Genomic DNA, 26935 nt, shown 5'->3' with positions numbered 1-26935 from the left:
AGATCGCATAGCTAAGAAAGGGGCGAGTGGTTGTTTCACTCACCCGATTTCATCAACGATCGGAGAGCGCATGACGGGTTTGGACATCGAACGCCGAGTGGCAATTTCACTGGCGGTGGGGCGGTATCTGCGATCGGCAGATCGTTTCAACGACGCCTCGAAGGATTTCACAGGAGCGTGCAAGTCGCTCAGCAAACAACTCGGAAGCAAACAACGGTTCGTCGTCCAAGTTGATTTCAAACATTACCTCGTGACCAGCGATCGCGACGGCAATTTCGACATCGAGCCGATCACCTCGCTCTGAATCTTCAACGTCTCAATTCAACCATCCACAGAGTCAAACAACCAATGACCAATTTACTCGAAACCATCCAATCTGGCCGGCAATCGAAGCCGCCGCGTGTCTTGCTTTACGGCGTCGAAGGTATCGGCAAGTCCACCTTCGGCAGCGAAGCCCCCAAGCCGATCTTCATTCAAACCGAAGATGGGCTTGATGAGATCAACTGTGACCGCTTTCCGCTGGCGACGACGTTTGATGATGTCGTCGCGGCGTTGAAGACGCTCGCCAATGAGAAACACGATTACGAAACCGTCGTGATCGACTCGCTCGACTGGCTGGAGCGTCTTGTCTGGGACAAACTCTGTCAGCAGTATGCCGTCGAGTCGATCGAAAAGGTCGACGGCGGGTACGCACGCGGTTACATGCACGCCCTCTCTCTGTGGCGTGAAGTGCTGGACGTTCTTGGTGTGCTTCGATCACGTGGAATGGTGATCGTTCTGATCGCTCATTCCAAAGTAGAGCGTTTCGAGGATCCTGAATCCTCGCCATACGACCGCTACTCGCCGCGTCTTCACAAGCATGCCGCGGCCCTGATCAAGGAATGGTGCGACGCCGTTCTGTTCGCGACTCGCAAGATGCGAACGCAATCCGAAGACGGCGGTTTTAACCGCAAGCGCACCATCGCTCATGCGATTGGCAAAGACGGTGGCGAGCGTGTCGTGCGTGCCTATGGATCGCCGACCTGCGTCGCCAAGAACCGCTACGGCATCCGCGAAGAACTGCCGCTTTCGTGGACGGCGTTCATCAACGCCATGTCGGCCAACTGAATCAACGTTTGAACCATTTCCCTTCTTTCTTAACCAACCAAGGAACCAACCATGGCCAACCTCCAGGGCTTTGATGCCAACCAAGTCGAACCAGCCGACGACCTCGAGCCCATCCCGGTCGGCAAGTATGTCGCGGTCATCACGGACAGCGAAATGAAGCCGACGAAATCGGGAACCGGAAATTACTTGCAGTTGACGTTTCAGATCGTGGAGGGAGAGTTCGCAAACCGTCTTCTCTGGGTGCGACTCAACCTCGACAACCCCAATGCGACCGCGGTGGATATCGCTCGGCGGGAGTTGTCTTCGATCTGTCGGTCGGTCGGCGTCTTGGTGCCCACCGACTCCGCGGACCTGCACAACTTGCCGTGCTTGATCCACGTCCGCGTCAAACGCCGCAACGACACCGGCGAACTGCAAAACGAGATCAAAGGGTATTCCGCTCGCGACGCAAAGGCCGCGCTTACCGCGGCGAGCGAAACGCCGCCTGGCGTCGCAACGTCGGTGCAGGACGCACCGGCGGCGGAAACCCCTCCGTGGAAACGTTGAGGCGTGTCCTGTAACGCTGTTTCCACGGAACTGAGTCTTGGTTCGCCAAGGCTCCGCGCTCGGCTGGCAAGGATTGCCGGCCGGGCGTTTTCTTTTTACCGAAGTCCCACACCATGATTCGCCTGAAACTTCCCTTCCCGCCGTCGGTCAATCACTACTGGCGTCACGTCGGTCCGCGGGTGTTGGTCAGCAAGAAGGGTCGGCAGTACCGCGCCGATGTTTCTTCTTTGCTTCACCGCAAGCAAATCCAAACGCTCGAGGGCGACTTGATTGTCGACATTCGATTGACGCCTCCGGATCGTCGACGGCGCGATGTCGACAATTCGCTCAAAGCGTTGCTCGACTCGATGCAGTTCGGTGGCGTCTATCACGACGATAGTCAGATCGTTCGCTTGACCGTCGAAAAGGTGGCGGCTGACCCGGATGCGCCGCGTGCCGACGTGGTTGTTCAGCATGTGCCGGCGTCAATCGGCGAGGCCGGGTTTCGTATTTGTCTACGTTGCGATGTGGCTTTTGATTCCGGCGGCCCCGGCAATCGGATTTGTCCGACTTGCACGTTGGTCAACAACAGCCTGCCCGCAGTGAAGCCTATGGAACGCGGGCGAAAGTTTCGCAACGGGGAGCCACTGGTATGAAACGTCTTCATTCAAAATTGACGCAATTCAAATGCTTCCCAACCAAGACCGCCATGCTTTATCAGCGTAGTAGTCGCGTGCTTCACGAATGTCTTCTTTGGCCGCCGGCTCAACAACGACTCGCGCAGCAATCATCTGCCAAACAACTCGGCTTTGACATCTTCCCAAGGTTCGCCGCGATCTGGATTAGCAAAGAAAGCTTCTTCACGTTGCATGAATACAGCCTTTAACTCTTCGGAGATTGGCGGAGGTCCTTCGCTCGCGAGACGATCAAGCACGGAGTTCGCCAGTGCGAACTGGACGTCTTTGGGAAGCGACTCGATCCTCGTCATGATTTCTTGATGGGTCATCATTTTCTGCTTTTGTGTTGCTTTCACCTTACTCAATCGAACCATCCACGTGAAGCTCCGAAACTACCAGCAATCCGCCGTGGATGCGGTCTACGACCACCTTCGCAATCGCGACGACAATCCGGTCGCCGTACTGCCAACCGGTGCTGGCAAGTCACTTGTGCTTGCGAAGATTGCATCCGATGCCGTTGGTCAATGGAGCGGTCGTGTGCTGATCTTGGCGCATGTGAAAGAACTATTGGAACAAAACGCCGATAAGGTTCGCCGGTTGTGCCCAGACATCAAGGTCGGGTTGTATTCGGCGGGTCTGAAGAAACGAGACACGAACACACCTGTCTTGGTCGCCGGCATCCAGAGCATCTACAAGCGTGCGTGCGACATTGAACCGTTCGATCTGATCGTCGTTGACGAAGCCCATCTGATATCGAAAAAGGGTGATGGCATGTATCGGCAGTTCTTGGCCGATTGCAAAGTCATCAATCCGAACGTTCGAGTGATCGGTCTGACCGCGACGCCGTTCCGTCTCGATTCAGGAATGATCTGTTCGCCGGACCATTTCTTGAACAGCGTCTGTTACGAGATCGGTATCAAGGAACTGATCCGCGACGGCTACCTCAGCCCGCTGGTTTCCAAAGCCGGTGTCAACCGAGCCGACTTCTCTGGTGTTCACCTTCGCGGCGGCGAGTTCGTGTCCGACGAAGTTGAGCGGTTGGTCGGCGACGATGCCCTCGTGTCGGCCGCGTGTGCCGAGATGGTGGAACTGACAGCCGACCGCCGGGCTGTGTTGATATTCGCGTCGTCGGTGGCACACGGGCGGAAAGTTGTCGAGACGTTGCGAGTCAAACACGGCATCGAATGTGGTTTCGTCACCGGCGAAACACCGGCCGACGAACGCGACGAGTTACTGGCTCGCTTCCGTGGCGACGCACCAACATCATTGCTCGAAACCGAACCGCTGCGTTTTCTTTGCAACGTCAACGTTTTGACCACCGGTTTCGATGCACCCCGAGTCGACTGCGTCGTGATGCTGCGTCCAACGATGTCGCCGGGATTGCTCTATCAATGCGTCGGCCGCGGCTTTCGTTTGCACCCCGACAAACAGAACTGTCTCGTCCTGGACTTCGGCGGCAATATCGAACGCCATGGACCGATCGACCAAATCAAACCCAAGGACAAGTCCAAACGTCCCGATCAGGGGCCGCCGGCCAAAGAGTGCGAAAAGTGCCACGCCTTGGTCGCGTGTGGGTACGCCGACTGTCCCCAGTGCGGTCATCCGTTCCCACCACCAGAACGCGAACCCCATGAAGCACAGGCAAGTGAAGCCGGCGTGTTGTCCGGCGAGGTAACCGACACCGACTACGACGTCCAAGACATCATCTATCGAATCCATCGAAAACGCGACGCCGATGAAGACGCACCGCGATGTTTGCGGGTCGACTACATGATCGGGCTGGATCATTGGCAAAGCGAGTTCATCTGCATCGAACATTCAGGCTACGCGCGTCGCAAGGCGGAAGCGTGGTGGAGTGAACGCTGCCTTGATCCATGTCCAACCGAAGTCGAGGAGGCTCTCGATATCGCGGTCGCAGGATTGCTCGCAATGACCAACAGCGTGACCGTTCGCAGCGTTTCGGGCCAACGGTACGACCGCATCATCAAACAGAAATTGGCCGAGATCCCGAACTCATCATTGGAAGAGGCACCGTTTTGATCGCCATGCCGTGGGGGAAACATCGAGGATGCCTGCTCTCGGAGGTGCCGTCGGGCTATCTCGCGTTTGTGGTGGAAGATTCCAACGCAACCGAATCGTTGAAAGATGCGTGCCGGCGAGTTTTGGCAGACCGATTTGGCGACGCGTGTGATCCCGAGCCTCAACCCAAGTCTCCGCCCTGGCAGCAGGAAAGTCACTCTGCGTCAGATACCGATGGTGTCTCCCGCGAAAAGATCAAACGGTGGTATCGCCGCGCCAGCTTGCAGGCTCATCCGGATCGTGGCGGGTCGGCTGCCTTGATGAAACTACTCAACGAATTGATGGAGCTATGAGGCGGCCTGGCTCGTCGATCAATATGCAATCCACCGAATCCTTCCTCGATGCCGGCATGCGATACGTCGCCGCCGGCCTGCGAGTGCTTCCGGCGTGCCCAACAAGCAAGCGGCCGACCTTGTCGCGGTTCAAACCGTACCGCACATCGCCACCCACCGACCATCAACATCAAACATGGTTCAGCCACGCGAGCGCCATCTGCGTATTGACGGGCGAGACGTCTGGCAACCTCGAGGTGATCGACTTCGATCAACGCGGACGTGCGTTTGACGCTTGGTGTTCCTTGGTGAGCAGCCAAGACGCGGCGTTATTGGATCGCTTGGTCGTTCAGCAAACCCAATCAGGCGGCCGGCACGTTGCGTATCGGGTCGAGAAGCCTGGTCCGGGCAGCACCGTGTTGGCTCGCACGACGAATCCCGATGAACCAGGCAAAGACGTACTGATTGAAACCCGTGGTGAAGGCGGGTTGATCATGTGCGATCCGTCACCGGGTTACCGCGTCATCTGTGGCGATCTCGCGACCCTTCCAACAATCAGCGTTGCCGATCGAGAGTTGCTCATCGAAGCCGCTCGCTCATTGAACGAAGCACCCAACCACATCGACGCATCATCGTCCCAAACGAAATTCAGCGACGGCACGCAACCAGGGGATGACTTCAACGACCGCGGTGATGTTGCCGCGATCCTCGTCCGTCACGGATGGCGTTTGCTCCGCGACGGCGACAACCAACAATGGTGCCGGCCGGGCAAGACCGAAGGCTGCAGTGCGACGTTGAAAGACGGCGCATTCTTCATTTTCAGTTCCAACGCCAATCCTTTCGATCCCAATCGAGCCTACGCACCGTTTGCGGTTTATGCATTGCTGGAACACAACGGCGACTTCGCGTCGGCGACCCGAGCGTTAGCCGACGAGGGATATGGGAAACCCGCGTCATCGGACGTGGACCTTTCGCAATTCAAGGTTTCGTCCGCGTCCGGTACGCCGCCTCCATCCGAACCGCCAAACATCGACGACCCAGGCACGTTGCCGGACTCGATGTTGCATGTGCCCGGCTTTGTCGCCGAGTTGATGGAGCATTGTCTCGACACCGCACCGTACCCGAACCCCACGCTCGCGTTCTGCGGAGCGTTGGCTCTGCAAGCGATGCTGGCGGGCCGGCGTGTTCGTGATCCTGGCGATAACCGAACCAATCTCTATTTGCTCGGCTTGGCTCATTCGGCCGCCGGCAAAGATTGGCCTCGCAAACTCAACACACGGATTCTGCACCAAGTCGGTCTGTCCGATTGCATTGGCGAACGGTTTGCATCGGGCGAAGGGATCCAGGACGCGCTGCATCTGACTCCGTCGATGCTGTTTCAAACCGATGAGATCGACGGAATGTTGCAGTCGATGAACAAATCATCCGATGGCCGGCACGAAAACATCCTGTCGACGCTGTTGACGATGTATTCGTCGGCGAACAGCGTTTACCCGATGCGTCGAAAAGCCGGCAAGGAGTCGCCGGGTGCCATCGACCAACCCTCGCTGGTGATCTTTGGCACGGCGATCCCGAACCACTACTACGAGGCTCTCTCGGAGCGGATGCTGACCAACGGATTCTTCGCCCGCATGATGATTTTGGAATGTGGGCAACGTGGCCGAGGGCAAGAGCCGAAAATCGCCGACGTGCCCGATCGCATCATGGTGACGGCGAGATGGTGGGCCAAATACGAACCCGGCGGCGGCAACCTCGGTCCGTGGCATCCGCGGCCGGCGGTCGTGCCACACACCGAAGACGCCAGGCGACTCCTCGTGGATGCTCGCTACGCCGCCGAGGTGGAATACGATAAAGCCGAATCGAAGAGTGATTCAGTGGGGACGACGGTGTGGGGGCGAGTCAACGAACAGACCCGCAAACTGGCGTTGCTCTATGCGATCAGTGCCAATTGCCGTGATCCCGTCATCAACGCCGAAGCTGCTCGTTGGGCGATCGACATCGTGAACCATCTGACGCGCCGGATGTTGTTCATGGCATCGTCACACGTGGCCGAGAACCCATTCCATGCGGACTGTTTGCGTTTGATCACCAAGCTGCGTCAGGCACCCGAACACCGGATCGCCCACAGCGTGTTGCTCAAGCGGATGAAGATGGACGCACGCACGTTTCGTGAGTTGATCATCACGCTCGAACAGAGTGGCGATGTGTCGACGGTAACCTCCGTCACGCCTGGTCGGCCAAGCCGTGAGTACCAATTGCTCAACCCCGAGAGCCACGAACCGAAGGGGTGAAACGATTCACCTTGGGGAAAGAGGTTGGGTGAATTGTGATGGTCGGTGCGTGAAAGAGATTGAACGAAGGGGAAACAAGGGAGAAAGAGGTTGAGGGCTAAACGTAGTAAAAGAGAGAGATATTCTTCTTCTTTCACTCATTCACCCCTTTACCCCCACTCACGTCATTTTTGGTCTCTGAGCGGGTCGGGGCGAGACGGGGGTGAAAGATGAAAGAAGTCCAGCCACAACCGCCTGCACTCGGCCGCCGGCAACGATTAGGTACTCCCGGCGGAACGCATCGCTGGTCAGGGCCGCGGGAACAGCGGCGGTATTAGACACAGTTTGTTTCGCTTGTCCGAACGGTGCCGGGAGGCGTCGACGTAACTTTTCTGCAAAAATGTTGATCGGAGTGTCCAGACTGACGCGAGTTGCGCGTCATGACCGAAATGGGAACTCTTTCCACCCATCCCTTTTCCACGAGGACAAAAAATGACCAAGAAACTTTACCTATGCATTCAGCGGAGTGCCCCAGCCGGCGAATCCCAAACGAGCCCATCACCGTCTGAAATGGAGCAGATGTACGCAGCCTTCAACCAATGGCGAGAAAAGTTTGAAAAAAACATCATCGACATGGGAGGCAAGCTTGGGACGGGAGCCGTGGTCACCGCCGAAGGCAAAACCGATGGCCCGTTCGTCGAAGTCAAAGAAATTGCGGGTGGCTTCATGATCGTTGAAGCAGAGTCGCTCGCCGAAGCAATGCAGGTTGCTCAGGAAAGTCCGGGAACCATGATGCCCGGTTCCAGCGTGGAGGTTCGAGAGATCCATCAGGGATGACATCGACACCGCTCGGCGAAGATTCTTTCCGGCACGAACACGCAAGACTCGTTGCGATTCTCACCTGCGACCTTGGCATCCGGCATCTCGTGGATGTCGAGGACGCGGTTCAAGCTGCGATGCTTACAGCAGTGGAACAATGGCCGCTCCACGGCTCTCCCGACAACCCATCGGCCTGGCTTTATCGAGTCGCCCGAAATCAGTTGCTCGGCGATCTGCGGAAGACGAATCGACGACGACAACTACTGGCAGAAGATTACGCGAAGACAATCGACGCCAATCATTCGGGTGGCAGCACCGACGATGACGAACACAATAGGTGTCTGCTTCGCATGCTGTTTTTATGTTGCGACGACGTCGTGCCTGAGGAGTCTCGTCTGGCCTTCACGCTCAAGACCCTTTGTGGTTTCAGCGTGAAGGAGATTGCGGTCCGATTATTTGCCAATGAAGAAAGCATCTACAAGAGAATCTCGCGAGCGAAAACGAGTCTGCGTCAAACAAGACTCGCAGACGTTGACTTGACGACCGACGAATTCACGATCCGAATGCCCTCGGTCCAGCGAGTAATCTATCTGCTATTCACCGAAGGATACCTATCGGTCGATGCCGAAAGTTCGATTCGGATCGAACTATGCAACGAGGCAATTCGGCTCGCATTGGTTCTCGCGAGCCACCGCGACGGCGACCACCCTGAGACGTCGGCTTTGATTGCTCTGATGCTGTTCAATGCCGCTCGTCTGAATGGCCGTCAGGATCACACCGGCGGTTTGCTTTTGCTTGAGGAACAAGATCGAACCAAGTGGGACCGAAAGTTGATTTCGCAGGGAATGCTTTGGCTCGAGAAGTCATCCGCCGGCGAACATTTCAGTCGTTATCACTGTGAAGCCGGGATTGCTGCCGCCCACTGTTTGTCACCTTCGTTTGCGGAGACTCGTTGGGATCATATCGTCAAAAACTATTCGGTACTTGCGAGCTTCGTTGATGTTCCCGTTCATCGTTTGAATCACGCACTCGCGATCGCGGAGAACGACGGCCCCGCGTTGGGACTCGAGTTTCTAAACCGGTTTCGACCACCGAGTTGGCTAGCCGGATCATACATGTGGTCCGCGGTATCCGCTGACTTGCATTTCAGATGCGGACAGCCGCAGATTGCGATCGGGTTTTATGAAACCGCGATCGCAACCGCTCCAACGGCCGCAATCGGCAAGTTAATTCAGCGGAGGTTCGACCGCATTCGTCCGTAATTACATCCCGTCAAAATCACGACCGATTCAACGAAGCCAACCACCCAAACATCTAACCAACCACCCAGCGACCGACCCTTTTCCGTTTCTTCCCCTTTGGAAAAGGACTCTGCCATGCAGGTCGAAATGTGGACGCTTGATCGGATCAAGCCTTACGAAAACAATCCTCGCATCAACGACGACGCGGTCGCCGACGTCGTGCAAAGCATCAACGAGTTCGGTTTTCGCCAACCGATCGTTGTCGACACGGCCGGCGTCATCATCGTCGGCCACACGCGATTCAAAGCTGCCAAGGTTTTGAACCTAACCGAAGTCCCGGTTCACGTCGCGATTGACATGGAACCCGAGGCGGTTCGTGCGTACCGGATTGCCGACAACCGCACCGGCGAAAACGCGGAGTGGGATTTTGAATTGCTGCCGCTTGAGATCGGTGCGTTGCAAGACAGCGGTTTCGACTGTGAGTTGCTCGGGTTTGATTCCGACGAACTGGCGAAGTTGCTCGACCCCGGCGTCGGTCAGGGATTGACCGATCCCGACGACGTTCCCGAACCGCCCGACGAAGCGATCACGCAGCGCGGCGACATTTGGATCCTCGGTGACCACCGATTGATGTGCGGCGATTCGACCAGCGTCGAAGACCTCGACAAACTTTTGGCCGGCGCAAAGATTCAATTATGCAATACCGACCCGCCGTACAACGTGAAAGTCGAACCGCGAAGCAAAAACGCGATCGCGGCCGGCAATAGTTCGTTCGAGGCCGGCAAGGGCAAGACGAAAGAGGGCCCAAAGAAGATGCGGGCGAAGGATCGGCCACTTGAAAACGACTTTGTGTCCGACGATGAGTTTGACCGGCTGTTGAAAGCCTGGTTCGGCAACATCGCTCGCGTCCTGGAACCCGGCCGGTGCTTTTACATCTGGGGTGGGTTCTCGAACATTGCGAACTACCCGCCGGTGCTTTCATCGAACGGGCTGTATTTTTCGCAAGCGATCATTTGGGACAAGATGCATCCCGTGATGACGCGAAAGGACTTCATGGGGGCTCACGAGTGGGCGTTCTACGGTTGGCGTGAAGGGGCCGGACACAAGTACTTCGGGCCGAACAACGCAACCGATCTGTGGCATGTGAAAAAGATTCCGCCGCAACAGTTGGAACATCTCACCGGCAAGCCCGCCGAACTGGCGGTCAAGGCGATGCTGTATTCGTCACGCAAGGGCGACAACGTGCTCGATTTGTTCGGCGGTAGCGGCTCGACCTTGATCGGAGCCGAACAGATCGGGCGCAAGGCGTTCTTGATGGAACTCGATCCGCCGTACTGCGACGTGATCGTCGATCGCTTCCAACGCTTCACCGGCAAGAAAGCCGTACTCGAACGCACCGGCGAGTCGCCGATCCCGGTCGGCGCTCGCGAGGAGAATATGCGATGAGCGACGGTGTCAAGCTTTCTGATGCGTCCAACCATTTTCGTTCATCAGGTAAACATGCTCGGCGTTCAAATATCGAGCCAACGCCGGCAGTTCCGCTGCGGATTTCAGTTCGTTGGTTTGCCGGCTGGTCTCAAAATACTCCGGCAACGCCGGCCGAGGCAAAAGCGATCGAATCTCGCCGGCCTGGATCAATTCGATGGCTTCGTCGGGATCGACGTAGCCGGTTGTCAGAATCGGCATCACGTGGTCAGGGTAGCCGTCGAAGTGCAGGTAAGTTGCGACGATGGTTTCGTCCGGCAACCGGATGGCGAGGATGGCTCTTGTGGACATGGATCAATCTCCGTGGCGTTGAGTTGTCGGCGTGTCGTCGATCATGGCGACAACATCCGGTGGAATGGAAAGCATCAATGACCGGCCGCTGTCCCAATCGACATCGACTTGCATCCAACCTCGTTGTGGATACACGCCGACGACCGTGCCGGTGGTGCCGGCGGGAACCGGGTCGGGGTCGTCGGTCATCGAAACCAGGCGGACGCGGTCGCCCGCCTTGGGGATGGTTGGCATAGCAGTCGCCTTAGTTGCGAGCGTTGTTGGTTTCGTCGACCAGGGCGGCGACTTCGGAAAGCTGGGCGTTGATCAAGTTCAAAGCACGGACGTGCGTCCATCGCAGCGCTTTGTTGTCGGGTTTCAACATGCGATCGAGTTGCAATTCGATGTGTTGCAAAAGGTCGCGTGAAATTTGGTGAGCGTTGTCATAGGCCGCGGCCGGCTCGATCGGCCGCGGGGCGAGGGTTTGAATGTTGTCGTTCTTCATGTCGTTTCTCCGTTTGGGAAAGGAATCGTTTCGCGGTTTGCGTGTGACACATGGAGCCATGACGTTTCGCCGGCAGCAAGCGAAGTCCGGCAAACATTCCAAAAGTTCTCGAATGTTTTTCGCCGGCGGCAAACGGCCGCGACAAACGCCCCGTGTCGCATCGCTCCGGTGCGGCGGTTGGTTACCGCACCAACGAGAAAACGCCCGACCGTGGTCAAAGTCGGGCGAGTGTGGCGAAGCGTTCGCCGGCTAGAAAGAAAGTGGAACCAGCACGTGGCTGGCCGATCCGGTTACCGCGAACTCTTCGCCGGCGGTCGTTCGCGCGAAGATGGCGTCGCCGCGGCGAACGATCGAGGCAACCGTGCCGGTTTCAAATCGCGAACCGTCGATGGTTCGCAGTTCGTATCCCATGTCGGGTTCCGGCGTGGCCGTTTCCCCTTCGTCGAGGTCGTCAATTTGTCGGACGTCGCAAATGAACATTTTGCTGGCCTCCTACGCTCGCACCGTGAACCGGCCGCGTTCGGTTTTGACAAACCGGCTTTCGTCGCCGCGTTTGAGGTCTCGCAAAATGGCCGAGTACAGCGTCGCGTGGGGCGTCTTTCCGCCGGGGCTTTCCCAAAGGTTTTGTTCAACCATGGCGGTGATCATTTCTTGCGAGTTCATCGGTTCGCCGGCGGTCTCCAAAACCTGCAAAGCCGCTCTAACGCACGAAAGCTTTTTCTCGCCGCCGGTGGGCGTTTCGGTTTTTGCTTTCTTCTTCAACACCCGTTTCGTTTCACCGACCGCCGGCGTCGTCACCGCGCGGGCCGGCCCTTGAAGCCGGGCGGCGGTTTTGATGCGGACCTTTTTGTTGGTCGCCAAATTGGTCGCGTCCCAGCCGCCGGAGGAATTCTCCGCGTCGATCCGTACCGTGACTTTTTTGTTGGTAACCTTCGCGAAGTACTCGCCGCCGATTTTTACGTCTGCCTTTTTCATCTTCGTCTCTCCGTTTGGAATAATTCGTGGTTGGCTGCCATCGTCAGGCGGCGGGCACCAACCCGCCGCGACGCCGGCCCGAGGTTTCTGAAGAAAGGGGCCGGCGTTTCGGCTTTTCAAACCCAACGCATGATCGGGGGCACCCGTCGGCGGACCGGCCGGCGAAACATGTCGTACCAGCGGTCAAACGCTTCGCTGCAATCCGACCGTTTGATACCGATGGAGTCGTACGTGACGTGCCGGTTCGGGTCACCGTGTTCGGCGTATTTCTCTTCGGTGATCAGTTCCCATTCGCGGCCGTGGAAGGTGACGAAGTAGCCCTCGTCGCGTCCGTTGACCCAGACGGTGCCGGCGTAGCTTTCAACTTCAAAAGAAAAGTCCATGGTTTCGTTCTCCGGTGCGTGGGTGGGTTATTTCCCGCGGCGTTGCGGTGACACACATGAGCCATGGTTTTTCAAACAGCTCAAGCGAAGACCGGCAGCTTCTTGGAATGTTTTTCGATGTTTTGTTTCGCCGGCGACGTTGCCGCGTGTGGCCGGCAGTTGTTCGCCGGCATGATTTGCCGAACATGCCGGCAAGCGGGCGACACCGGCGGGCCGTGACCGCCGGTGCCGCGTCCGTGCGGCTGGCGGTTTAAACCACCCCGCCGAGGTTGCTTTGGCGAAGCAGGTCGTACATTTGGGCGAAGATGTAGTGTTCGTCCAAAAGCGGGCCGGCCTTCGCCCCCAGGTCGGCGTCGGCCATTTCAAGGGCGTCGGCGAGCGGTTTGAGGTTGTCCGCGATTCGGTAGAAGTCTTCGCGGATACGTTGGTATGCGTCCGGGTCCAGCTTTTGCATCTCGGTGCGAAGGTTGGCGATCGCGGTCTTTTGGGTTTCGTTCAAAGCCATGGTTTGGTCTCTCAGAAAGGGGTTTGAAAAAGGGTTTTGCCGTTCGGCGTTAACACACATGAGCCATGGTTTTGAAAACATCTCAAGCGAGTTCGGGCAGCTTTTCGCAGCCTTTTTCAATGTTTCTGAAATGCTGCGATAACTCGCGACACACGGGCGAGTTCAGTCTTTGAAATTCTTTTGGAACTTCGCCAGCAACCCGTCGACTTCGTCGTGCAGGTCGTCCAGTTCACCGAATGTTTCGGCCAGCCCGCGTCGCGAAACCGCGTCGGCCAGCGGCATGTTGGCGACCGCGTCGCGTAATTGTTCGATCAAAAGCAATGCCGAGGTTTGGGCGTAAAGAACGTCGGCGGTCGAAGGGCGGCTTTGGGTGGCGGTTGCCATGGGTGTGTCTCCGTTTGGAAGGGTTGGAAAGAACCGTTGCGGTGACACACATGAGCCATGCGTTTGCGAACGCATCAAGCGGAATCTGCCGGCGGTCGGCAATCATTCAAAAAGTTTTTCAAATGACCGCGACCGCCGGCGTTCGCCGCTGCCGGCTATCGCTCAATGTCGTCGCGAAATGCCGCGTTCAATTCCATCAGCCCGTTGTAGAAACGTTGCAGAGCCGGATAGACACGTTGGACATCCTCGGGGGCGTAGATGCCTTCGGGTTCAAAGTCGTTGACGTACTTGGTCAGCTCCGAAAGCATGTCAAGCGTTGCGGCTTTCAAGCAGCAGTTGGCTGTTTGCTGTTGCCGCGCCGCGTAGCGCTTTTGCAAAACTTCGAGGCGGTTGGGGCGAGGGCGGCGGCCGTTGATTTGGGTTGCGGTTCGCATGGGTGTGTCTCCGTGTGGAAAGAAATGAAAAACCGTTTCGGTGACACACATGAGCCATGGGTTTCCAAACAGCTCAAGCGAAGTTCGGCAGCAATTCGCAGGGTTTTTGAATGTTTCTTGATGTCGCCAACGTGGCCGACAAACGCGGCGTGTGGCGTCGTTTCAACTCGCCGGCGAACCATGCCCGAACAAGAAAACGCCGCGGCGTTGGGCGAACGTCGCGGCGTGTGGCGGTGCGGCGAACTCGCCGGCGGTCAGTCGTTTTCGTCGATCAAGTACTGCAGCAATTGGCGGCGTTCAAACAGCGCGGTGAGTTTTGCTTTCGCTTCGTTGGCGTGGCGGGCGTCTTGTTCGGCGAACTCGGTCCAACCCATCGAGCATGGTTCTTCGGCAATCATCGCGTGGCATTCCTTGACCGCCGCGATCCCGCGGGCGGCCAATCGTTCGGCGGCTTTGGCGAGGTCGCGTTTGGCGTCGGGAATCATCCATTCGAGTTTCGCCAACTCGGCGCGGATGGTGGTTTCGGGCGTTTGGGTTTCGTTGGTGGTTGCCATGGTGGCGTCTCCGTTCGAGGTGGTTTTGAAAAGTTGTTTCGACGACGCACATGGAGCCATGTCGTGCGGAACACATCAAGCGAAGTTCGAGAATGATTTCACATGTTTTCAAAAAGACCGACGCCCGCCGCGATTCCGTTCGCGACAGCCGCCGGCGCGGTGGTCTTGGTTAGTTGGCGTCCGCCGGCGAGAAATGATTTTTCAATTCTTGAAGTTGTTCGCAAAGATGCTTCAGCGATCCAACGTCGTCCCATCCGATCGCCGGCCCGTCGTCGGTCGGTGCCGGCGTGTCCTCGATGCGTTGGTGCAAGTCTTCGAGAAGCGTTAGCGCTCGGACGTGGGCGGCGGTGTATTCGGCTTTGATGCGTTGGCGGTTGGTTGCGTTGGCCATGTTCGGGTCTCCGTTACGGAAGGGAAATGAAATGCGTTTCGGTGACACACAGGAGCCATGCGTCGCCGGTGACAGCAAGCGAAGTTCGGAAAACATTCGAGATGTTTTCCGAACTTCTTTTCGCGGGCCGCGGCTAGCAATCGCGGCAAGTTTCCCAAGCCCGTTTGCTGCCGTAGCAGATCTGTCCGCCTTCGACGATGTAGACCATCGCGTCATCGGCAACGTCTTGGTCGTCGAAGTCTTCGTCGCCTTCGTTCATCTCCGCGCCGCTGGTCAAACCGGCGATGCGGTTTTCAAAGGGCCAGTTTTGCTGCGTCATCAACCGCACTTCGCAGTCGTCGCCGTGTTGTTCGCGGTAGTCTTCGAGAAGTTCAATCAATTGCGAAACCGTCATGTTTGTCTCTCCGTTTGGGTGAATGAAAAACCGTCTTGCGATGACACACATGAGCCATGCGTTTCGAGACGCAGCAAGCCGATCCCGGCAGTAATTTGCAGGGTTTTTCCATGTTTTTTGATGTCGCCCACGTGGCCGACAAACGCCGCGTGTCGGGCCGGCCGAAACAGTCGGCCCCTACCTATTACCTATGCCGTTTGGCCGACACGTTGCCCGCCGTCGGCCGACAAAACGAAGAAACGCCGCGTGGCAAACCGCGGCGTTGGTGATGCGGCAAGCCGCCGGCGGTTAAACCGCCCGGTCGTACTTGCGAGCCATTTCGAGAAGCTTCTTTTTGACCGGTTTCCAATCGCAGGTTTGGTCGCCGGCGGTCAGTTCGCCGAACCGTTTGTTACGAAGGTCGCCCTTGTACCAACCCTTCGTCCAACCGAGCCGGTAGAACAGCCGGTTCAATTCCGTTTCGCCTTCGCCGGCACCCGGTCGGTCCCAGCAAGATTTGGTGCCGGGCTTTTTGGCGTAGTCCCAGCCGCTGCACCGTTTGCTATTCAAAGCGAGTTCTACCAAGCCGAGTACGAGTTGCAGGTAGCCGGCGATTTTGTCTTTGTTGAGGCTGCCCGCGAAGGCCCGAATCTCAATGCGTTGTTTTCCGCGGGCAAGGTGGGTCAAGTTGAGCAAGTGGTAGCGGTCCGATTCGCATTGGCGTTTCGCGGCGTCTTTGTTGCCGTAGTCTTTGATCCGTTTGGCCCAGCGGTTTTGTTCGCGGCGTCGTGTGCCGGTCGAAGCGTAGATGGCCCGTTCGTGGTTGCCGATCAGCGAAATGAGTCGCGAAAGGGCCGCGGCGTCGTTGCCAAAGCTGACCGTTACGTGAATGCCGGTCGAATAGTTGACCCGGCCGCCGCGGGCCGCGATGGCGTCGACCGCCGTCATGACGCTTTGCAACCCTTCGTACCCCCGAAGGACCGGAGATACAAATTCGCAACCCTTCCGGCCGCGCCCGAGCGTCATGATGCTCGAATCGCGTTCGGCTTTCCAACCCGCCGGCAGCCAAGAAACCGGCAACCCGTTGTGGTAGCCGCCGATCGGTGTGGGGTCGTTTTCGGGCATGGTGGTTTCGAGTTCGATGCCGAAGGCGATGTCGTTGGCGTGCATGTTTGTGTCTCCGAAGGGGTGAAGAATTCGTTTCGTTGACACACATGAGCCATGCGTTTCGAGACACCTCAAGCGAAGCTAAGCAGCAATGTTTCAGTAATTCGCAGCTTTCTTTTCACGCCCACACGCGGCCACGTTTGGCCCTGTTTTGCCGTGCGAAACATGCGGCGAACCATGCCGGCGACGCCAATTCTTGCGACAGTCGCCGGCGTGTTGCCCGTGTCGCAATTCCTTTCGATGGAGCCCGTCATGGAAGACAAGAAACCGTCCGTCAGCCCCAACGCATTGACGGTCGAACAACTCGCCCAGGTTCTTTCCGGCGCGGCCCAACGGCGTGTTTCGATCGAGCACATCCAGGCCGATATCGAAGCCGGCGCACCGACCAACGCCGACGGAACCCTCAGCGTCCTCGACTACACCGCATGGCAATTGCAGGAGATGCACCGTGGCCAATGACATCCGACGTTTGAAGCCGAGCGAGTGCTGCCGGATGCTCAATAGCACGTCGCTCGGTGAGGTCATCAACGAACGGCAGCTCTACCGCTATCGAACGCGAGCCGGCAATCGCATCGGAGACGGTCAGCACGTCGATCTTCTCCGGTTCAGCCAATGGCTACTCGAAGAACGAAACAAACCGAAACCGCCGGCGAGCGAAGACCCGTATGCCGACGCAAAAGAGCGGGCACGATCACGCAACGCTGCGATCGCGCAGGCTGGCCGTGACATCGGCGACCTGCCCGTGGTCGAGGACGCCGAAAGAAAAACGAAGGCCGCCAGCAGCTTTCAGTTCTTCTGCGAGGCGTATTTCAAGCTGACGTTTCATCTTTCGTGGTCGCCGGACCACATCAAAGTCATTCGCAAGATCGAAGAGGCGGTCGTTCGCGGCGGTTTGTTTTCACTCGCCATGGCACGTGGATCCGGCAAAAGTTCGTTGGCCGAGGTCGCGTGCATTTGGGCGGTGCTCAACGGCTACCGCGACTTCGTTTGTCTGATTGGCAGCGACGAAGGTCACGCTTGCGATATGCTCGACTCGATCAAAACGGAACTCGACGCCAATGATCTACTATTGGCCGACTACCCCGAGGTCTGCTTTCCAATCCAAGCGTTGGATGGAATTGCGAACCGCGCCAACGGCCAGCTCTACCAGGGCAAGCGAACACAAATCGGTTGGACGGCCAAAGAGGTCGTGTTGCCAACGATCGCCGGCAGCAAAGCGAGCGGAGCGATCATCAAGGTGGCCGGCCTCACCGGTCGCATCCGCGGCATGAAGTTCAAACGGCCGGATGGCAAGACGGTGCGGCCGTCCTTGGTGGTTTTGGACGACCCGCAAACCGACGAGTCTGCTCGTTCGCTTTCGCAATGCGCGAACCGCGAAGCCATCCTCGCCGGCGCGGTGCTCGGTCTCGCCGGCCCCGGCAAAAAGATCTCGGGCATCATGCCTTGCACGGTCATTCGCCCCGGTGACATGGCCGACAACATCCTTGACCGCGACAAACACCCCGAGTGGAACGGCGAGCGAACGCGAATGGTCAACTCGTTCCCCACCAACAAAACGCTGTGGGAACGATACGCCGAGATTCGCAGCGAAGGATTAAGAGCCGGCGATGGTGGAGCGGCCGGCACCGAGTTCTATCGTCAAAACCGTGAAGCGATGGACGCCGGCGCGGAGGTCTCGTGGAAAGAACGCTGCAACCACGACGAATTGTCGGCGATCCAACATGCGATGAATCTCAAACTCCAAGACGAAGCTGCGTTCTACGCCGAGTACCAAAACGAACCGCTGCCTGCCGAGACCGTCGACGCCGACCAGCTCACACCGGAACAGGTCGCCGGCAAGATCAACAACATGCCGCGGCTAACCGTCCCCATCGCCGGCAACCATCTCACCGCCTTCATCGACGTGCAAGGCAAACTTTTATTCTACGTCGTTGCCGCGTGGGAAGACGATTTCACCGGCTACGTTGTCGATTACGGAACCTACCCCGACCAACAACGCCCGCACTTCACGCTTCGCGACGCACGACACACGTTGGCAAACGCAACCGATGGAACGGGACTCGAAGGCAGCATCTACGCCGGCCTCGATTCGCTCACCACCGACTTGCTCGGGCGCGAATGGCAACGCGACGACGGCGCGGCCATGAAGATCGGCCGGTGCTTGATCGACGCGAACTGGGGCCACTCCACCAACGTCGTCTACCAATTCTGCCGGCAAAGCCCGCACGCGTCGATCTTGCTACCGTCGCACGGTCGCTTCGTCGGTGCCTCGTCAAACCCATTCAGCGAATACAAACGCCGACCCGGCGATCGCGTGGGACTGAACTGGCGGATTCCATCCATCAACGGCAAGCGAGCGATCCGCCACATCATCTACGACACGAACTGGTGGAAGTCCTTCACGCACGCACGCCTCGCGGTCGCGATGGGCGACCACGGATGTCTTTCCATCTTCGGCGATCGCCCCGAACAACACCGCATGTTCGCTGAACAAATCATCGCCGAATACTTCGTCAAAACCGAAGGCCGCGGCCGAACGGTCGACGAATGGAAAGCCCGCCCCGAACAACCCGACAACCACTGGCTCGATTGTTTGGTTGGTTGTGCCGTCGGTGCTTCGATGCAGGGGGCGTTGTTGTTCGGGACAGATGTTGCCGCTCTTGCGAAACGCGATCGAGTCAGTTTCAGGGATCTTCAACGCAAAAAGCGAAGTTAAGTCTACCACCAGAAAATTGCTGTAAATCAAATTATCGAACATTCCGGTGTTCGCCACCCGAGCGTGTCGTGTTTGTTGGCCGACAACCACATTGAATCGAAATATCAACCCCGTCCCATTTCGACTCTCGAACGTCTCCAGTAAACATTTCACCGGCCTCCTTTTCACGCATTGGCTTTCTTCATGGCTTTTAAGTCGCAAAGGCTCGCCGAATCAGCTAGAGAAGGTTCCGCAGCAGCGGAAGACAAATGCGGCGATGACCGCCATTGGTGCGACGAACCAGTTGCTTGCCCCATTTTGGTTCGAGGGCGGCGAGCTTTCGCCGCACGGTTGCCGAACTCAGGCCCAGATCGTCGGCAACTTCCGAGACGCTATACCAATCAACGAGCAGCTCATATTCGTACTCGACAATTTCGGATGCGATCGTTTCGAGTGACTCGATGGACGCAAACGGATTGCGAAAATCCGTGGGGTCGGTTTCCGCGAAGCTGATTTGAACCCAGCGTCCGATCAAACGCTCGTTCACCCAGGACGAAAGGTTTGCAGGTTTTTGGAGATCCAACGCGTTGGCATATCGCTGGACGCCCGAGTCAAGTTTTGACCCAACGATAAGGTCTCGGCTGGCGATTTTCCCAGTTGATCGAAAGCGGTCACCCGACTCTTCGATCACAAAAATCTCAAACTCGAACCGAAGCAGTTGCAGAGACGAATCGCTGCCGTTTTCAATCGGACGCCGCGTGACGTTGAGCAAACGGCTCGGGTATGGCAGATCGGTTCTGAATTGATAACGAGTCATTGGGGCAGATTTTGGCGGAATCCTGGTTTCGCGACGATGGCCCGCAAAATTGTCACAAACTTGTCATCGGCTAGTGATCCAGTGGTGTCACAAGTAAGCTATTTCCATCTGAATTCCAGGATTCTTCGCAATGTGCGGAGCATTGCAGGTGTGTGGCGGGGACAACAACATGATGAATCGTACCAAACTTCAATTAGGTCTAGAACGATTGGAAGACCGCCGAATGCTCGCGGCCGGTCCGATGTTGTGGATGGAAGACAATAATTTGGGTCTTGCCGGAGGTATGCCTGCAGATTTCATCCAGCGATTTGAAAACACCGAAAGTTGGGCGAGATCCCTGCGAGCCATCGACACACTCATGATCCGCGAAAACTCATGGCGGAACGTAGACGGTGTCACGCGAGCTGAAGTTCAAAACAAGATTTCGCCGGTGCTCGATGCTAGCCAAGTGGACGTCGCCGTGGATACCGGAGCGGCGACATGGCTGCATCGTCGCATGCAAAACAATTCCCTGACAGCATCTCAAACTCTCCAGCCGCACTTTGATTGGCTGCAAACGCTCATAGACGATGGCTTGCGAGTGAAGACGGTCACGCTTCAAAGCGTGCTTTCTAAGACAGCACCCGGTGATGCTCAATGGCAAGATTACTCGATGGAAGCACGACTCGACGATGTGGTGACTTACAGCGAATTACTTCGCCAGCGTTTTCCTCATCTGGATGTCGGGATCATTGATGCACTGCCGACCCACGGTCGCGATTGGCGGACTCATTATCGCGAACTTGATAATCGGCTCGACGCGATCGGTATTCAGCTCGATCACGTTCACTTGGATATGCCCGTTGATTTCGTCGGACCGGCTCCCAAGAGTTATCAATGGTCGGATGTGATCGAAATCCAGCGGTTCGTAAAAGAGGATCTGTCGACAGAATTCGGATTCATGTTGACAAGCTCTGGCGGCGGCAATTCGTCAGCTCGGCAATGGCGAGAAGCATCAATCGCAGGGCTTGCCGACTATGTGACGGCATTGCAGCAATCTGCAACCGTTTCGCAGCCCGATCGAATCATTGTCGCGGCTTGGTTTCCAAACCCGGCGAGCAGTGTTCCCGAAAACCAATACGTTGAAACGAACGTGGGCGGAACGATCGTTCGCGAGCGTGTTGAATCGTTGACCGCTGCGGTGTTTGATGCCACCAGCATTTTGATCGGCCAGCCCACCGTTCCGAATCAAGTCATCGAGGAACTTCGGCAAGTCTTTCCCGACAGCATCACTGCAACGTCAGATGCCGAGGATGCCCAAGCGGTTGGTTTTGCGAGCAAGGTCGTTGATGCTTCTTCGATCCAGCGTGATGCGAGCGGCTGGAATCCTGCTTGGGAAGATTCCGATCGTTTCTTGATGCTTGCAATGCCAAATGCAGTTGAGCTTGATCGAGCTCGGGTGTGGGTCGATGGAGATGGTTTCGTTTCTCAGAATCAGATGACTACGTCGGTTTACGTAAGTCGCACCGGCGAGGGAAATCCTGCAACGAACCCTGATGGTTGGGAGAAAGTCGCTGAGGACACACGCCCGCGGCATCGCAATCAGATGATCGACCTCGAGTTTTCTCCGACATGGGCAAACCACGTCGCTGTCAGCAACAACCAAATTCATGAAGAAGCAGGCGGCACCCCCGTTGATGGAACGATGCAAGCTGTTCGCGTCTACGCAACGTCAATGGACTGGCCGTTTCTTGCCGCTCCTGACTCGAGTCAAACCACGCCAGCCCCGTTGCTATGGATGCAGGACAATTCACTCGGTCGCGAAGGTGGCCTGCCGGCTGATTTCTTGCAACGCTTTGACGAACCGGATGGCTGGGAACATGCACTGCGGGCGATCGACACGCTGTCTTTGAATGAGCACGCGATCACCAACGCGAACGGAATCACCGACGAGGTCTTGCGAGATACGATCGCCCCTGTCCTGAATCGCAATCAGGTGAACGTTTCGATCAATTCGATGGCTGCCAATTTTTTGAATCATCGCATTCGTGCGACGGGACAATCGATGGAGGAGTTGCTGAGCGAGCACTTCGCTTGGATGGATCGCTTGGTTGACTCGGGACTTCGCGTTCGCACTCTATCAATCAACGGTCCGTTAACACGTGTTCCGGCCGACCTAGGTGGCAGAAATGAGTATCCGCTCCACGATCGGATCGACGACATTGTTCAGTATGTGGACTTCCTACGCGCGCGATACCCGAACATTGATGTCGGGATTCAAGACAATCTCATTGACCTGGGTGCAGACTACCGGGCTGCCTACGGGCAACTCAACGCGGCACTGCAAGCGGTCGGTCACGAACTAGATCACGTTCACTACTACCGATTCGTTGACCTCATCGGTCCAGACCTTGCGATCGACTGGCCCGATGTAATTGAAATGCAGAACTTCGTGCAGTCCGAGCTTGGCAGCGAGTTCGGCATGATTGTCAATGGCAGCGGCGGTTCCACCTCGGCGGACCAATGGCGACATGATGTAATTTTCAACGGCATCAAACCCTATCTGGATTGGCTTTCACCTCAAGGCGGTCAAACCCCAAGGCTTCCCGATCGTTTCATCATCGCCGCTTGGAATCGCTATCCGGAACTGAGTTTCCCGGAGGATCAGGTTCTGGTGGACGGCAGTTGGCGCGGCCGCGATACGACCACGGGCGCGGTTCAACAAGCGTCTAATCTCATTCGCGGTTACGGCGACGGCCGATCATCGGCCATGGTCGACGAAATTCAGCAAGTTCAGCCGATCAATGCGTGGGGCAGCATTAATGACGAGACAGCACGACTCGTCGTGCTAGGCGATTCGTTAGTCGATGCAAATACGGTAATCGAAAGCCAACAATGGTTACCTGAAGTAACATCCGCAGACCAGCATTGGGTGAAGGCAGAATTGCCCATAGCCGCGAATCTTGATCGGATTCGAGTTTGGCTTGCCACTGATGGCGATCTACGCCACCGCGAGACTTTCATCCGCGTATTCGCAAGCGATACTGGCATCGGTGACGTTTTCAACAACGAGCATTGGGACATCGTGGGCCAAAAGTGGATTGATGGAAGAGAAGCTGAATCATTCGTTATCCCGGTCGAAATTCATCAAAAGCGATTCGTTGGTGTGCGAGTTTTCTACGGAGCAGATCGTGGACCGCATGAGGTCCGTGGCCTGGGAGCCGTTCGCTTCTATTCCCCCAATAACAACTGGAATGGAGACGACGACGGCCCCAGCGTCGGTGATCCTCCGCATGACCCGACTCGCCCTGTTTTGACTTACCAGCGTCGCGAGGTGACTTGGGGCGATCCGGGAGCGACGATCACGAAGGTGATCGCGGATGGTTTTGATGCGGCAGGTAAATATGATCTGTCGGTTGACAATGATCGTTTTGACTTTTTCCTCAGTTACTTAACGCTTAAACGAGGTTTCGAGATCGACAACGTTGAAGCTCCAGCCTTCACCGTCAACATCACTTTGACGGATCGCGAGGACCCACGCCGCGTCTTCACGTATCCTTTCACGTTCTCGGTGACTTCTCCACTTGATTCAATTGGAAATCGTAAGGACCGTTACGACTACGGCGACACGTCGTTCTACGATCTTGGCGGACCATTGGATTTGGTTGCCAGAAACCTAGTGGGCGATCTCTACCTTGGCGACCGGATTGACTCGGAGCTTAGTCCTCAGAACGATCATTTCAGTCGTGGTGACGACATGGACATGGATGGCGACGACGATGATGGTGTGGTGTTCGTCGGTGAAGTTGTGCGTTGGCATGGCAACCAAGGTGCGGGCACCATTCGTGTTCATGCATCTGGTGCAGGAATGCTGGATGGTTGGATCGACTTCAACGGCAACCGGGTTTTCGATCCCGAAGAGCATTTGTTCGGTGGTCAAAGCGTTGCGGTGGACCAGGCCAAGCGGCTGATTGATTTTGCCGTCCCCAGCACGGCGGTGGTCGATCGCAACACGTTTGCGAGGTTCCGAATCAGCCCCAACGGTGGCCTGCGTCCCTACGACGACGCGCCACGTGGGCCTGATGTGGTCGGCGAAGTCGAAGACTATATGCTTCGCATTGTCGATCGCGGTGTCATTCAAACTCCGCCACCGGTCGTGAGTTTCCAAATGTACCCGGTGCTGTCGGGGTTTGAAGGAGCTACGGTAGCCAAGGTTCTGGCCGACGGCTACGACGCCGACGGGAAGTATCGGCTGAGTGTTAATGATCCGCGATTCGAGCTTGAACGTAGTTTCTTACGGTTGAAGTCCGATCGTTTTCTATTGCGTGAAGAGTCGCCGACGGTCACCGTGCGGATTACGTTGACGGATCGAACGGATGCCTCCCGTGTCTTTCACGAAGACCTGACGATCACCGTCCGCGACAACACGCTTGACTTCTTCGATTACGGCGATGCACCTTACCGATTTGGCACCACGCGGTGGGAAGATGGGCCTCGCCACCGGGTGACAACACTCAGTCTTGGTCGGCGAATTGATGCCGAAGCGGATGGGCAAAATCAATATCAAGCACTGGGCGACGACATTGACGCTCAAGGCGATGACGAAGACGGCGTCGTGTTAGTATCGAACTTAGTTTCTAGTTCACGCAGCCAGATTGCCACGGTCGTTGTCGACTCTTCAGCCGATGCGATGCTTGATGCTTGGATCGACTTCAACGGCAACGGTCGTTTCGACCATCCAGAAGAACACCTTGGACAAAATCGTAGCGGCCAGAGTATTTTGGTCAGCAGCGGCATGAACGTGATTGACTTCGTCATTCCCGCCGGTGCAGAGCCCGGTTGGACCTTCGCCCGTTTTCGGCTCAGTTCCGCGGGCGGTCTGACACCGCTCGGACTCGCAGAAGACGGTGAGGTCGAAGACTATCGCTGGCGTATTGAAAGTGAATCCACCGCAGAATCTTTTTCGTTTGCCTGGCCTAATTTGTCGATTGCCGAACCGCCCGCAATGAACATCAGCATCCAAGCGGAAGCCCAAGAGCAAGTGATCCGAGACGGCGAGCGAGTGCTTGCAACGTTCCCCACCGCTTTAGAGGCACCGGTTCGCATCGTCGGTAGTCACGGTAACGATCGCCTGACCATGTTGTCTCTCCAGTCGATGGTTGACCGCTCGATTGAAGTTGATCTGGATGAAGGCAATGATGAAATCGAGTTGACTGGTCAGACGCAGGTTGATTTCTCTGACTTGCCTTTGGCTGTCCTTGCGGGTGTCGATCGAATCAATTTCCGACAGGCGTTTACCGATACTATCACGATTACACCTGAAGGTATTTCGGATGCCATCGGTCATTTTGAACCCGTCGAGCTAATTGTTGATTCATCCGACAGCATCACGTTTTCGGGACAATGGGAGGGAAGCAATTTGGTCATTCTCGACGGTGTTGTTATGCACAGAGTCAATGGTCTGGGCAGCACTGTCCTGCTGAGGAACGACCGCAATTGGACCAACCTGCTGACACCTACCGACGTGAATCGTGACGGAACCCCGTCTGCGCTTGATGCCCTGCTCATTATCAATCGACTCAACCGATTAGGCGGTACAAGCGAGCTTCCTGAACGGACTCAGCAGAATTTCGATTGGAACGACTTCGACGTCAGCGGAGACGGAAGCGTAACGGCACTGGACGCTCTACGGGTGATCAACCAGCTCAACCGAGTATCAACGAACGAAACAAACAACGCCAGTGGCGAATTCTTTGCCGTCGATTTGATGGATAACCCCGTGTCATTACCCGAGAATCGACGCGATCTTTTCAAAGACGCGATGTTTCCGTGCGATACGCCGGCAGGAACCGCGGCGTTTGATTCAACGAAGGCAGTCACCGCCGATGTTCTGTTCACTCGAATATCGCCGGGTCGGCCAAGCACTGCGGTCGATTCACCGCACGAAAAGTGCACGGACGCGGCCATCAACGAACTTGAATTGGATTTACGAACCGACAGAGTTGTCGGCCTTCTGGCCCCCAATCGCACCTGATGCGCAAGGCCGCCAACGCGTTGAAACCCCTCGCCCGATGCCAACTGGGGCCACTCCACCGACGTCGTTTACTAATTCTGAGGGCAAAGCCCTCACGCCTCGATCTTGCTACCCTCGCACGGCCGCTTCGTCGGAGCGTCTTCAAATCCGTTCAGCGAACACAAACGCCGTTCAGGTGATCGCGTCGGTTTGAATTGGTGAATCCCGTCCATCAACGGCAAACGCGCCATCCGCCACATCATCTACGACACGAACTGGTGGAAGTCGTTCACACACGCAAGGCTCGCCGTCGCGATGGGCGACCACGGATGTCTTTCCATCTTCGGCGATCGCCCCGACCAGCACCGTATGTTCGCCGAACAAATCACCGCCGAATACTTCGTCAAAACCGAAGGCCGCGGCCGAACGGTCGACGAATGGAAAGCCCGCCCCGAACAACCCGACAACCACTGGTTGGATTGTCTCGTTGGATGTGCTGTTGGTGCTTCGATGCAGGGAGCATTGCTGTTCGGAACGGATGCTGAGCGAGCTCCAAAGACGAAGCGAATCAGCTTCAAAGAGATGCAACAACGTCGCCGTGGATGATCTCCCAAGAATTTTTCTTGGGACACCGTCGTGATAGATCGCATAGCTAAGAAAGGGAGGGTGATCGTTTCTACGGAGTGAATTTCAATGCCAGACAACCTCGAAGACGAGATTCGCGAGAACGCGACTGGGCCGGCGAAAGCGTCAGGCGATGCCGGCAGCGTTGAACAACACAAGCTGACCGATCAGATCGCGGCCGACAAACATCTCGCCGGCAAGAAGGCCGTTGCCAAGCCGCATCGCGGACTTCGCTTCAACAAGATCGTGCCGCCGCCGGCTGGCTGATCTTTCTTTCAATTCACAACACGACCACAGGGCTGCCGGGGACGGCAACAGGAACAGCACGGATGCTGAAACGTTTGTCAGGGATAATCGAGCAATTGCGCGGGCGGAGTCACCTTCCTCCGAA

General features: G+C 56.7%; 32 protein-coding genes and 1 other RNA gene. 17 read left to right on the top strand and 16 right to left on the bottom strand.

Annotation, left to right across the window (positions count from 1 at the left end):
* Positions 1 to 70 precede the first annotated feature (70 nt).
* From Pla22_RS18210 to Pla22_RS18195, 4 genes are all read left to right on the top strand, one after another.
* Positions 71 to 304, top strand: coding sequence for a hypothetical protein (locus tag Pla22_RS18210; RefSeq protein ID WP_146516185.1), 234 nt, complete (start codon positions 71 to 73; stop codon positions 302 to 304).
* Between the two features lie 44 nt (positions 305 to 348).
* Complete coding sequence (locus tag Pla22_RS18205; protein ID WP_146516184.1) at positions 349 to 1107, top strand: ATP-binding protein; 759 nt, start codon at positions 349 to 351, stop codon at positions 1105 to 1107.
* Between the two features lie 51 nt (positions 1108 to 1158).
* The gene (locus tag Pla22_RS18200) at positions 1159 to 1653 is read left to right on the top strand and encodes a DUF669 domain-containing protein (protein WP_146516183.1); all 495 of its coding nucleotides are present in this window, start codon (positions 1159 to 1161) and stop codon (positions 1651 to 1653) included.
* A 113-nt stretch (positions 1654 to 1766) separates the two neighbouring features.
* Entirely contained in the window at positions 1767 to 2288 is a 522-nt protein-coding gene (locus Pla22_RS18195) for a RusA family crossover junction endodeoxyribonuclease (RefSeq protein ID WP_165440733.1), read from the top strand.
* Between the two features lie 131 nt (positions 2289 to 2419).
* Here Pla22_RS18195 and Pla22_RS18190 read toward each other — a convergent pair whose 3' ends face one another.
* Positions 2420 to 2638, bottom strand: coding sequence for an addiction module protein (locus tag Pla22_RS18190; protein ID WP_165440732.1), 219 nt, complete (start codon positions 2636 to 2638; stop codon positions 2420 to 2422).
* A gap of 49 nt (positions 2639 to 2687) precedes the next feature.
* On the opposite strand from Pla22_RS18190, the gene Pla22_RS18185 reads away from it, so the two are divergent.
* From Pla22_RS18185 to Pla22_RS18160, 6 genes are all read left to right on the top strand, one after another.
* Complete coding sequence (locus tag Pla22_RS18185) at positions 2688 to 4349, top strand: DEAD/DEAH box helicase (protein WP_146516181.1); 1662 nt, start codon at positions 2688 to 2690, stop codon at positions 4347 to 4349.
* A complete protein-coding gene (locus tag Pla22_RS18180; protein WP_146516180.1) occupies positions 4346 to 4681 on the top strand; it encodes a hypothetical protein in 336 nt (111 codons plus the stop codon). Before Pla22_RS18185 ends, Pla22_RS18180 begins: the two co-directional genes overlap by 4 nt.
* A 23-nt stretch (positions 4682 to 4704) precedes the next feature.
* Positions 4705 to 6951, top strand: a complete 2247-nt coding sequence (locus Pla22_RS18175) for a bifunctional DNA primase/polymerase (RefSeq protein WP_165440731.1) — start codon at positions 4705 to 4707, stop codon at positions 6949 to 6951.
* Between the two features lie 471 nt (positions 6952 to 7422).
* Entirely contained in the window at positions 7423 to 7767 is a 345-nt protein-coding gene (locus Pla22_RS18170; RefSeq protein ID WP_146516178.1) for a YciI family protein, read from the top strand.
* Complete coding sequence (locus tag Pla22_RS18165) at positions 7764 to 9011, top strand: RNA polymerase sigma factor (RefSeq protein ID WP_207310409.1); 1248 nt, start codon at positions 7764 to 7766, stop codon at positions 9009 to 9011. The genes Pla22_RS18170 and Pla22_RS18165 overlap by 4 nt, the downstream gene beginning before the upstream one ends.
* A gap of 96 nt (positions 9012 to 9107) precedes the next feature.
* Positions 9108 to 10436 carry a DNA modification methylase gene (locus Pla22_RS18160; RefSeq protein WP_207310408.1) on the top strand — a complete coding sequence of 443 codons (1329 nt, stop codon included), beginning with the start codon at positions 9108 to 9110 and terminating at the stop codon, positions 10434 to 10436.
* A gap of 9 nt (positions 10437 to 10445) precedes the next feature.
* Here Pla22_RS18160 and Pla22_RS18155 read toward each other — a convergent pair whose 3' ends face one another.
* The 7 genes from Pla22_RS18155 to Pla22_RS18125 all read right to left on the bottom strand — a co-directional run bounded on the left by Pla22_RS18155 (position 10446) and on the right by Pla22_RS18125 (position 12608).
* Complete coding sequence (locus tag Pla22_RS18155) at positions 10446 to 10766, bottom strand: response regulator (RefSeq protein ID WP_146516177.1); 321 nt, start codon at positions 10764 to 10766, stop codon at positions 10446 to 10448.
* 3 nt (positions 10767 to 10769) lie between these two features.
* Positions 10770 to 11000 carry a DUF4314 domain-containing protein gene (locus tag Pla22_RS18150; RefSeq protein ID WP_146516176.1) on the bottom strand — a complete coding sequence of 77 codons (231 nt, stop codon included), beginning with the start codon at positions 10998 to 11000 and terminating at the stop codon, positions 10770 to 10772.
* A gap of 10 nt (positions 11001 to 11010) precedes the next feature.
* Positions 11011 to 11250: a hypothetical protein gene (locus Pla22_RS18145; RefSeq protein ID WP_146516175.1), complete on the bottom strand. Its 240-nt coding sequence runs from the start codon at positions 11248 to 11250 to the stop codon at positions 11011 to 11013.
* A gap of 249 nt (positions 11251 to 11499) precedes the next feature.
* Positions 11500 to 11730, bottom strand: coding sequence for a hypothetical protein (locus Pla22_RS18140; RefSeq protein WP_146516174.1), 231 nt, complete (start codon positions 11728 to 11730; stop codon positions 11500 to 11502).
* Between the two features lie 12 nt (positions 11731 to 11742).
* Positions 11743 to 12225, bottom strand: a complete 483-nt coding sequence (locus Pla22_RS18135; protein ID WP_146516173.1) for a winged helix-turn-helix domain-containing protein — start codon at positions 12223 to 12225, stop codon at positions 11743 to 11745.
* 28 nt (positions 12226 to 12253) lie between these two features.
* Positions 12254 to 12339: hammerhead ribozyme type II (locus Pla22_RS18130), an RNA gene on the bottom strand.
* 2 nt (positions 12340 to 12341) lie between these two features.
* Positions 12342 to 12608, bottom strand: coding sequence for a hypothetical protein (locus tag Pla22_RS18125; protein WP_145273575.1), 267 nt, complete (start codon positions 12606 to 12608; stop codon positions 12342 to 12344).
* Between the two features lie 63 nt (positions 12609 to 12671).
* Here Pla22_RS18125 and Pla22_RS25340 point away from each other — a divergent pair, with 63 nt between their 5' ends.
* Complete coding sequence (locus tag Pla22_RS25340; RefSeq protein ID WP_165440730.1) at positions 12672 to 12827, top strand: hypothetical protein; 156 nt, start codon at positions 12672 to 12674, stop codon at positions 12825 to 12827.
* A gap of 31 nt (positions 12828 to 12858) precedes the next feature.
* Here the strand turns inward: Pla22_RS25340 and Pla22_RS18120 are convergent, their stop codons facing one another.
* The 6 genes from Pla22_RS18120 to Pla22_RS18095 all read right to left on the bottom strand — a co-directional run bounded on the left by Pla22_RS18120 (position 12859) and on the right by Pla22_RS18095 (position 15270).
* Positions 12859 to 13113, bottom strand: coding sequence for a hypothetical protein (locus Pla22_RS18120; protein ID WP_145273578.1), 255 nt, complete (start codon positions 13111 to 13113; stop codon positions 12859 to 12861).
* Positions 13114 to 13275: 162 nt separating this feature from the next.
* Entirely contained in the window at positions 13276 to 13497 is a 222-nt protein-coding gene (locus Pla22_RS18115; RefSeq protein ID WP_146516172.1) for a hypothetical protein, read from the bottom strand.
* A 155-nt stretch (positions 13498 to 13652) separates the two neighbouring features.
* A complete protein-coding gene (locus tag Pla22_RS18110; protein WP_146516171.1) occupies positions 13653 to 13931 on the bottom strand; it encodes a hypothetical protein in 279 nt (92 codons plus the stop codon).
* 254 nt (positions 13932 to 14185) lie between these two features.
* The gene (locus Pla22_RS18105; protein WP_146516170.1) at positions 14186 to 14485 is read right to left on the bottom strand and encodes a hypothetical protein; all 300 of its coding nucleotides are present in this window, start codon (positions 14483 to 14485) and stop codon (positions 14186 to 14188) included.
* Between the two features lie 169 nt (positions 14486 to 14654).
* A complete protein-coding gene (locus Pla22_RS18100) occupies positions 14655 to 14876 on the bottom strand; it encodes a hypothetical protein (protein WP_146516169.1) in 222 nt (73 codons plus the stop codon).
* 133 nt (positions 14877 to 15009) lie between these two features.
* Positions 15010 to 15270: a hypothetical protein gene (locus Pla22_RS18095; protein ID WP_146516168.1), complete on the bottom strand. Its 261-nt coding sequence runs from the start codon at positions 15268 to 15270 to the stop codon at positions 15010 to 15012.
* A gap of 56 nt (positions 15271 to 15326) precedes the next feature.
* Between Pla22_RS18095 and Pla22_RS18090 the strand changes: the two genes are divergently transcribed.
* Positions 15327 to 15539, top strand: a complete 213-nt coding sequence (locus Pla22_RS18090) for a hypothetical protein (protein WP_146516167.1) — start codon at positions 15327 to 15329, stop codon at positions 15537 to 15539.
* A gap of 19 nt (positions 15540 to 15558) precedes the next feature.
* Here the strand turns inward: Pla22_RS18090 and Pla22_RS18085 are convergent, their stop codons facing one another.
* Positions 15559 to 16419, bottom strand: coding sequence for an amidoligase family protein (locus tag Pla22_RS18085; RefSeq protein WP_146516166.1), 861 nt, complete (start codon positions 16417 to 16419; stop codon positions 15559 to 15561).
* Positions 16420 to 16470: 51 nt separating this feature from the next.
* Between Pla22_RS18085 and Pla22_RS18080 the strand changes: the two genes are divergently transcribed.
* Together Pla22_RS18080 and Pla22_RS18075 are read left to right on the top strand one after the other, a co-directional pair.
* On the top strand, positions 16471 to 16875 hold the full coding sequence (locus Pla22_RS18080; protein ID WP_146516165.1) for a hypothetical protein: 405 nt from the start codon (positions 16471 to 16473) through the stop codon (positions 16873 to 16875).
* Entirely contained in the window at positions 16865 to 19132 is a 2268-nt protein-coding gene (locus Pla22_RS18075) for a terminase gpA endonuclease subunit (RefSeq protein ID WP_146516164.1), read from the top strand. Before Pla22_RS18080 ends, Pla22_RS18075 begins: the two co-directional genes overlap by 11 nt.
* Positions 19133 to 19349: 217 nt before the next feature.
* Here the strand turns inward: Pla22_RS18075 and Pla22_RS18070 are convergent, their stop codons facing one another.
* Positions 19350 to 19928 carry a hypothetical protein gene (locus Pla22_RS18070; RefSeq protein WP_146516163.1) on the bottom strand — a complete coding sequence of 193 codons (579 nt, stop codon included), beginning with the start codon at positions 19926 to 19928 and terminating at the stop codon, positions 19350 to 19352.
* A 172-nt stretch (positions 19929 to 20100) separates the two neighbouring features.
* Between Pla22_RS18070 and Pla22_RS18065 the strand changes: the two genes are divergently transcribed.
* The 3 genes from Pla22_RS18065 to Pla22_RS18055 all read left to right on the top strand — a co-directional run bounded on the left by Pla22_RS18065 (position 20101) and on the right by Pla22_RS18055 (position 26811).
* On the top strand, positions 20101 to 25941 hold the full coding sequence (locus Pla22_RS18065; RefSeq protein ID WP_165440729.1) for a GEVED domain-containing protein: 5841 nt from the start codon (positions 20101 to 20103) through the stop codon (positions 25939 to 25941).
* A gap of 201 nt (positions 25942 to 26142) precedes the next feature.
* The gene (locus Pla22_RS25985; protein ID WP_146516161.1) at positions 26143 to 26526 is read left to right on the top strand and encodes a terminase gpA endonuclease subunit; all 384 of its coding nucleotides are present in this window, start codon (positions 26143 to 26145) and stop codon (positions 26524 to 26526) included.
* 87 nt (positions 26527 to 26613) lie between these two features.
* Positions 26614 to 26811, top strand: a complete 198-nt coding sequence (locus Pla22_RS18055) for a hypothetical protein (protein ID WP_146516160.1) — start codon at positions 26614 to 26616, stop codon at positions 26809 to 26811.
* The last annotated feature ends 124 nt before the right edge of the window (positions 26812 to 26935 follow it).

Origin of the sequence: Rubripirellula amarantea (assembly GCF_007859865.1) — a bacterium.
Classification (GTDB): domain Bacteria; phylum Planctomycetota; class Planctomycetia; order Pirellulales; family Pirellulaceae; genus Rubripirellula; species Rubripirellula amarantea.
This window is presented reverse-complemented; position numbering and strand designations above follow the sequence as displayed.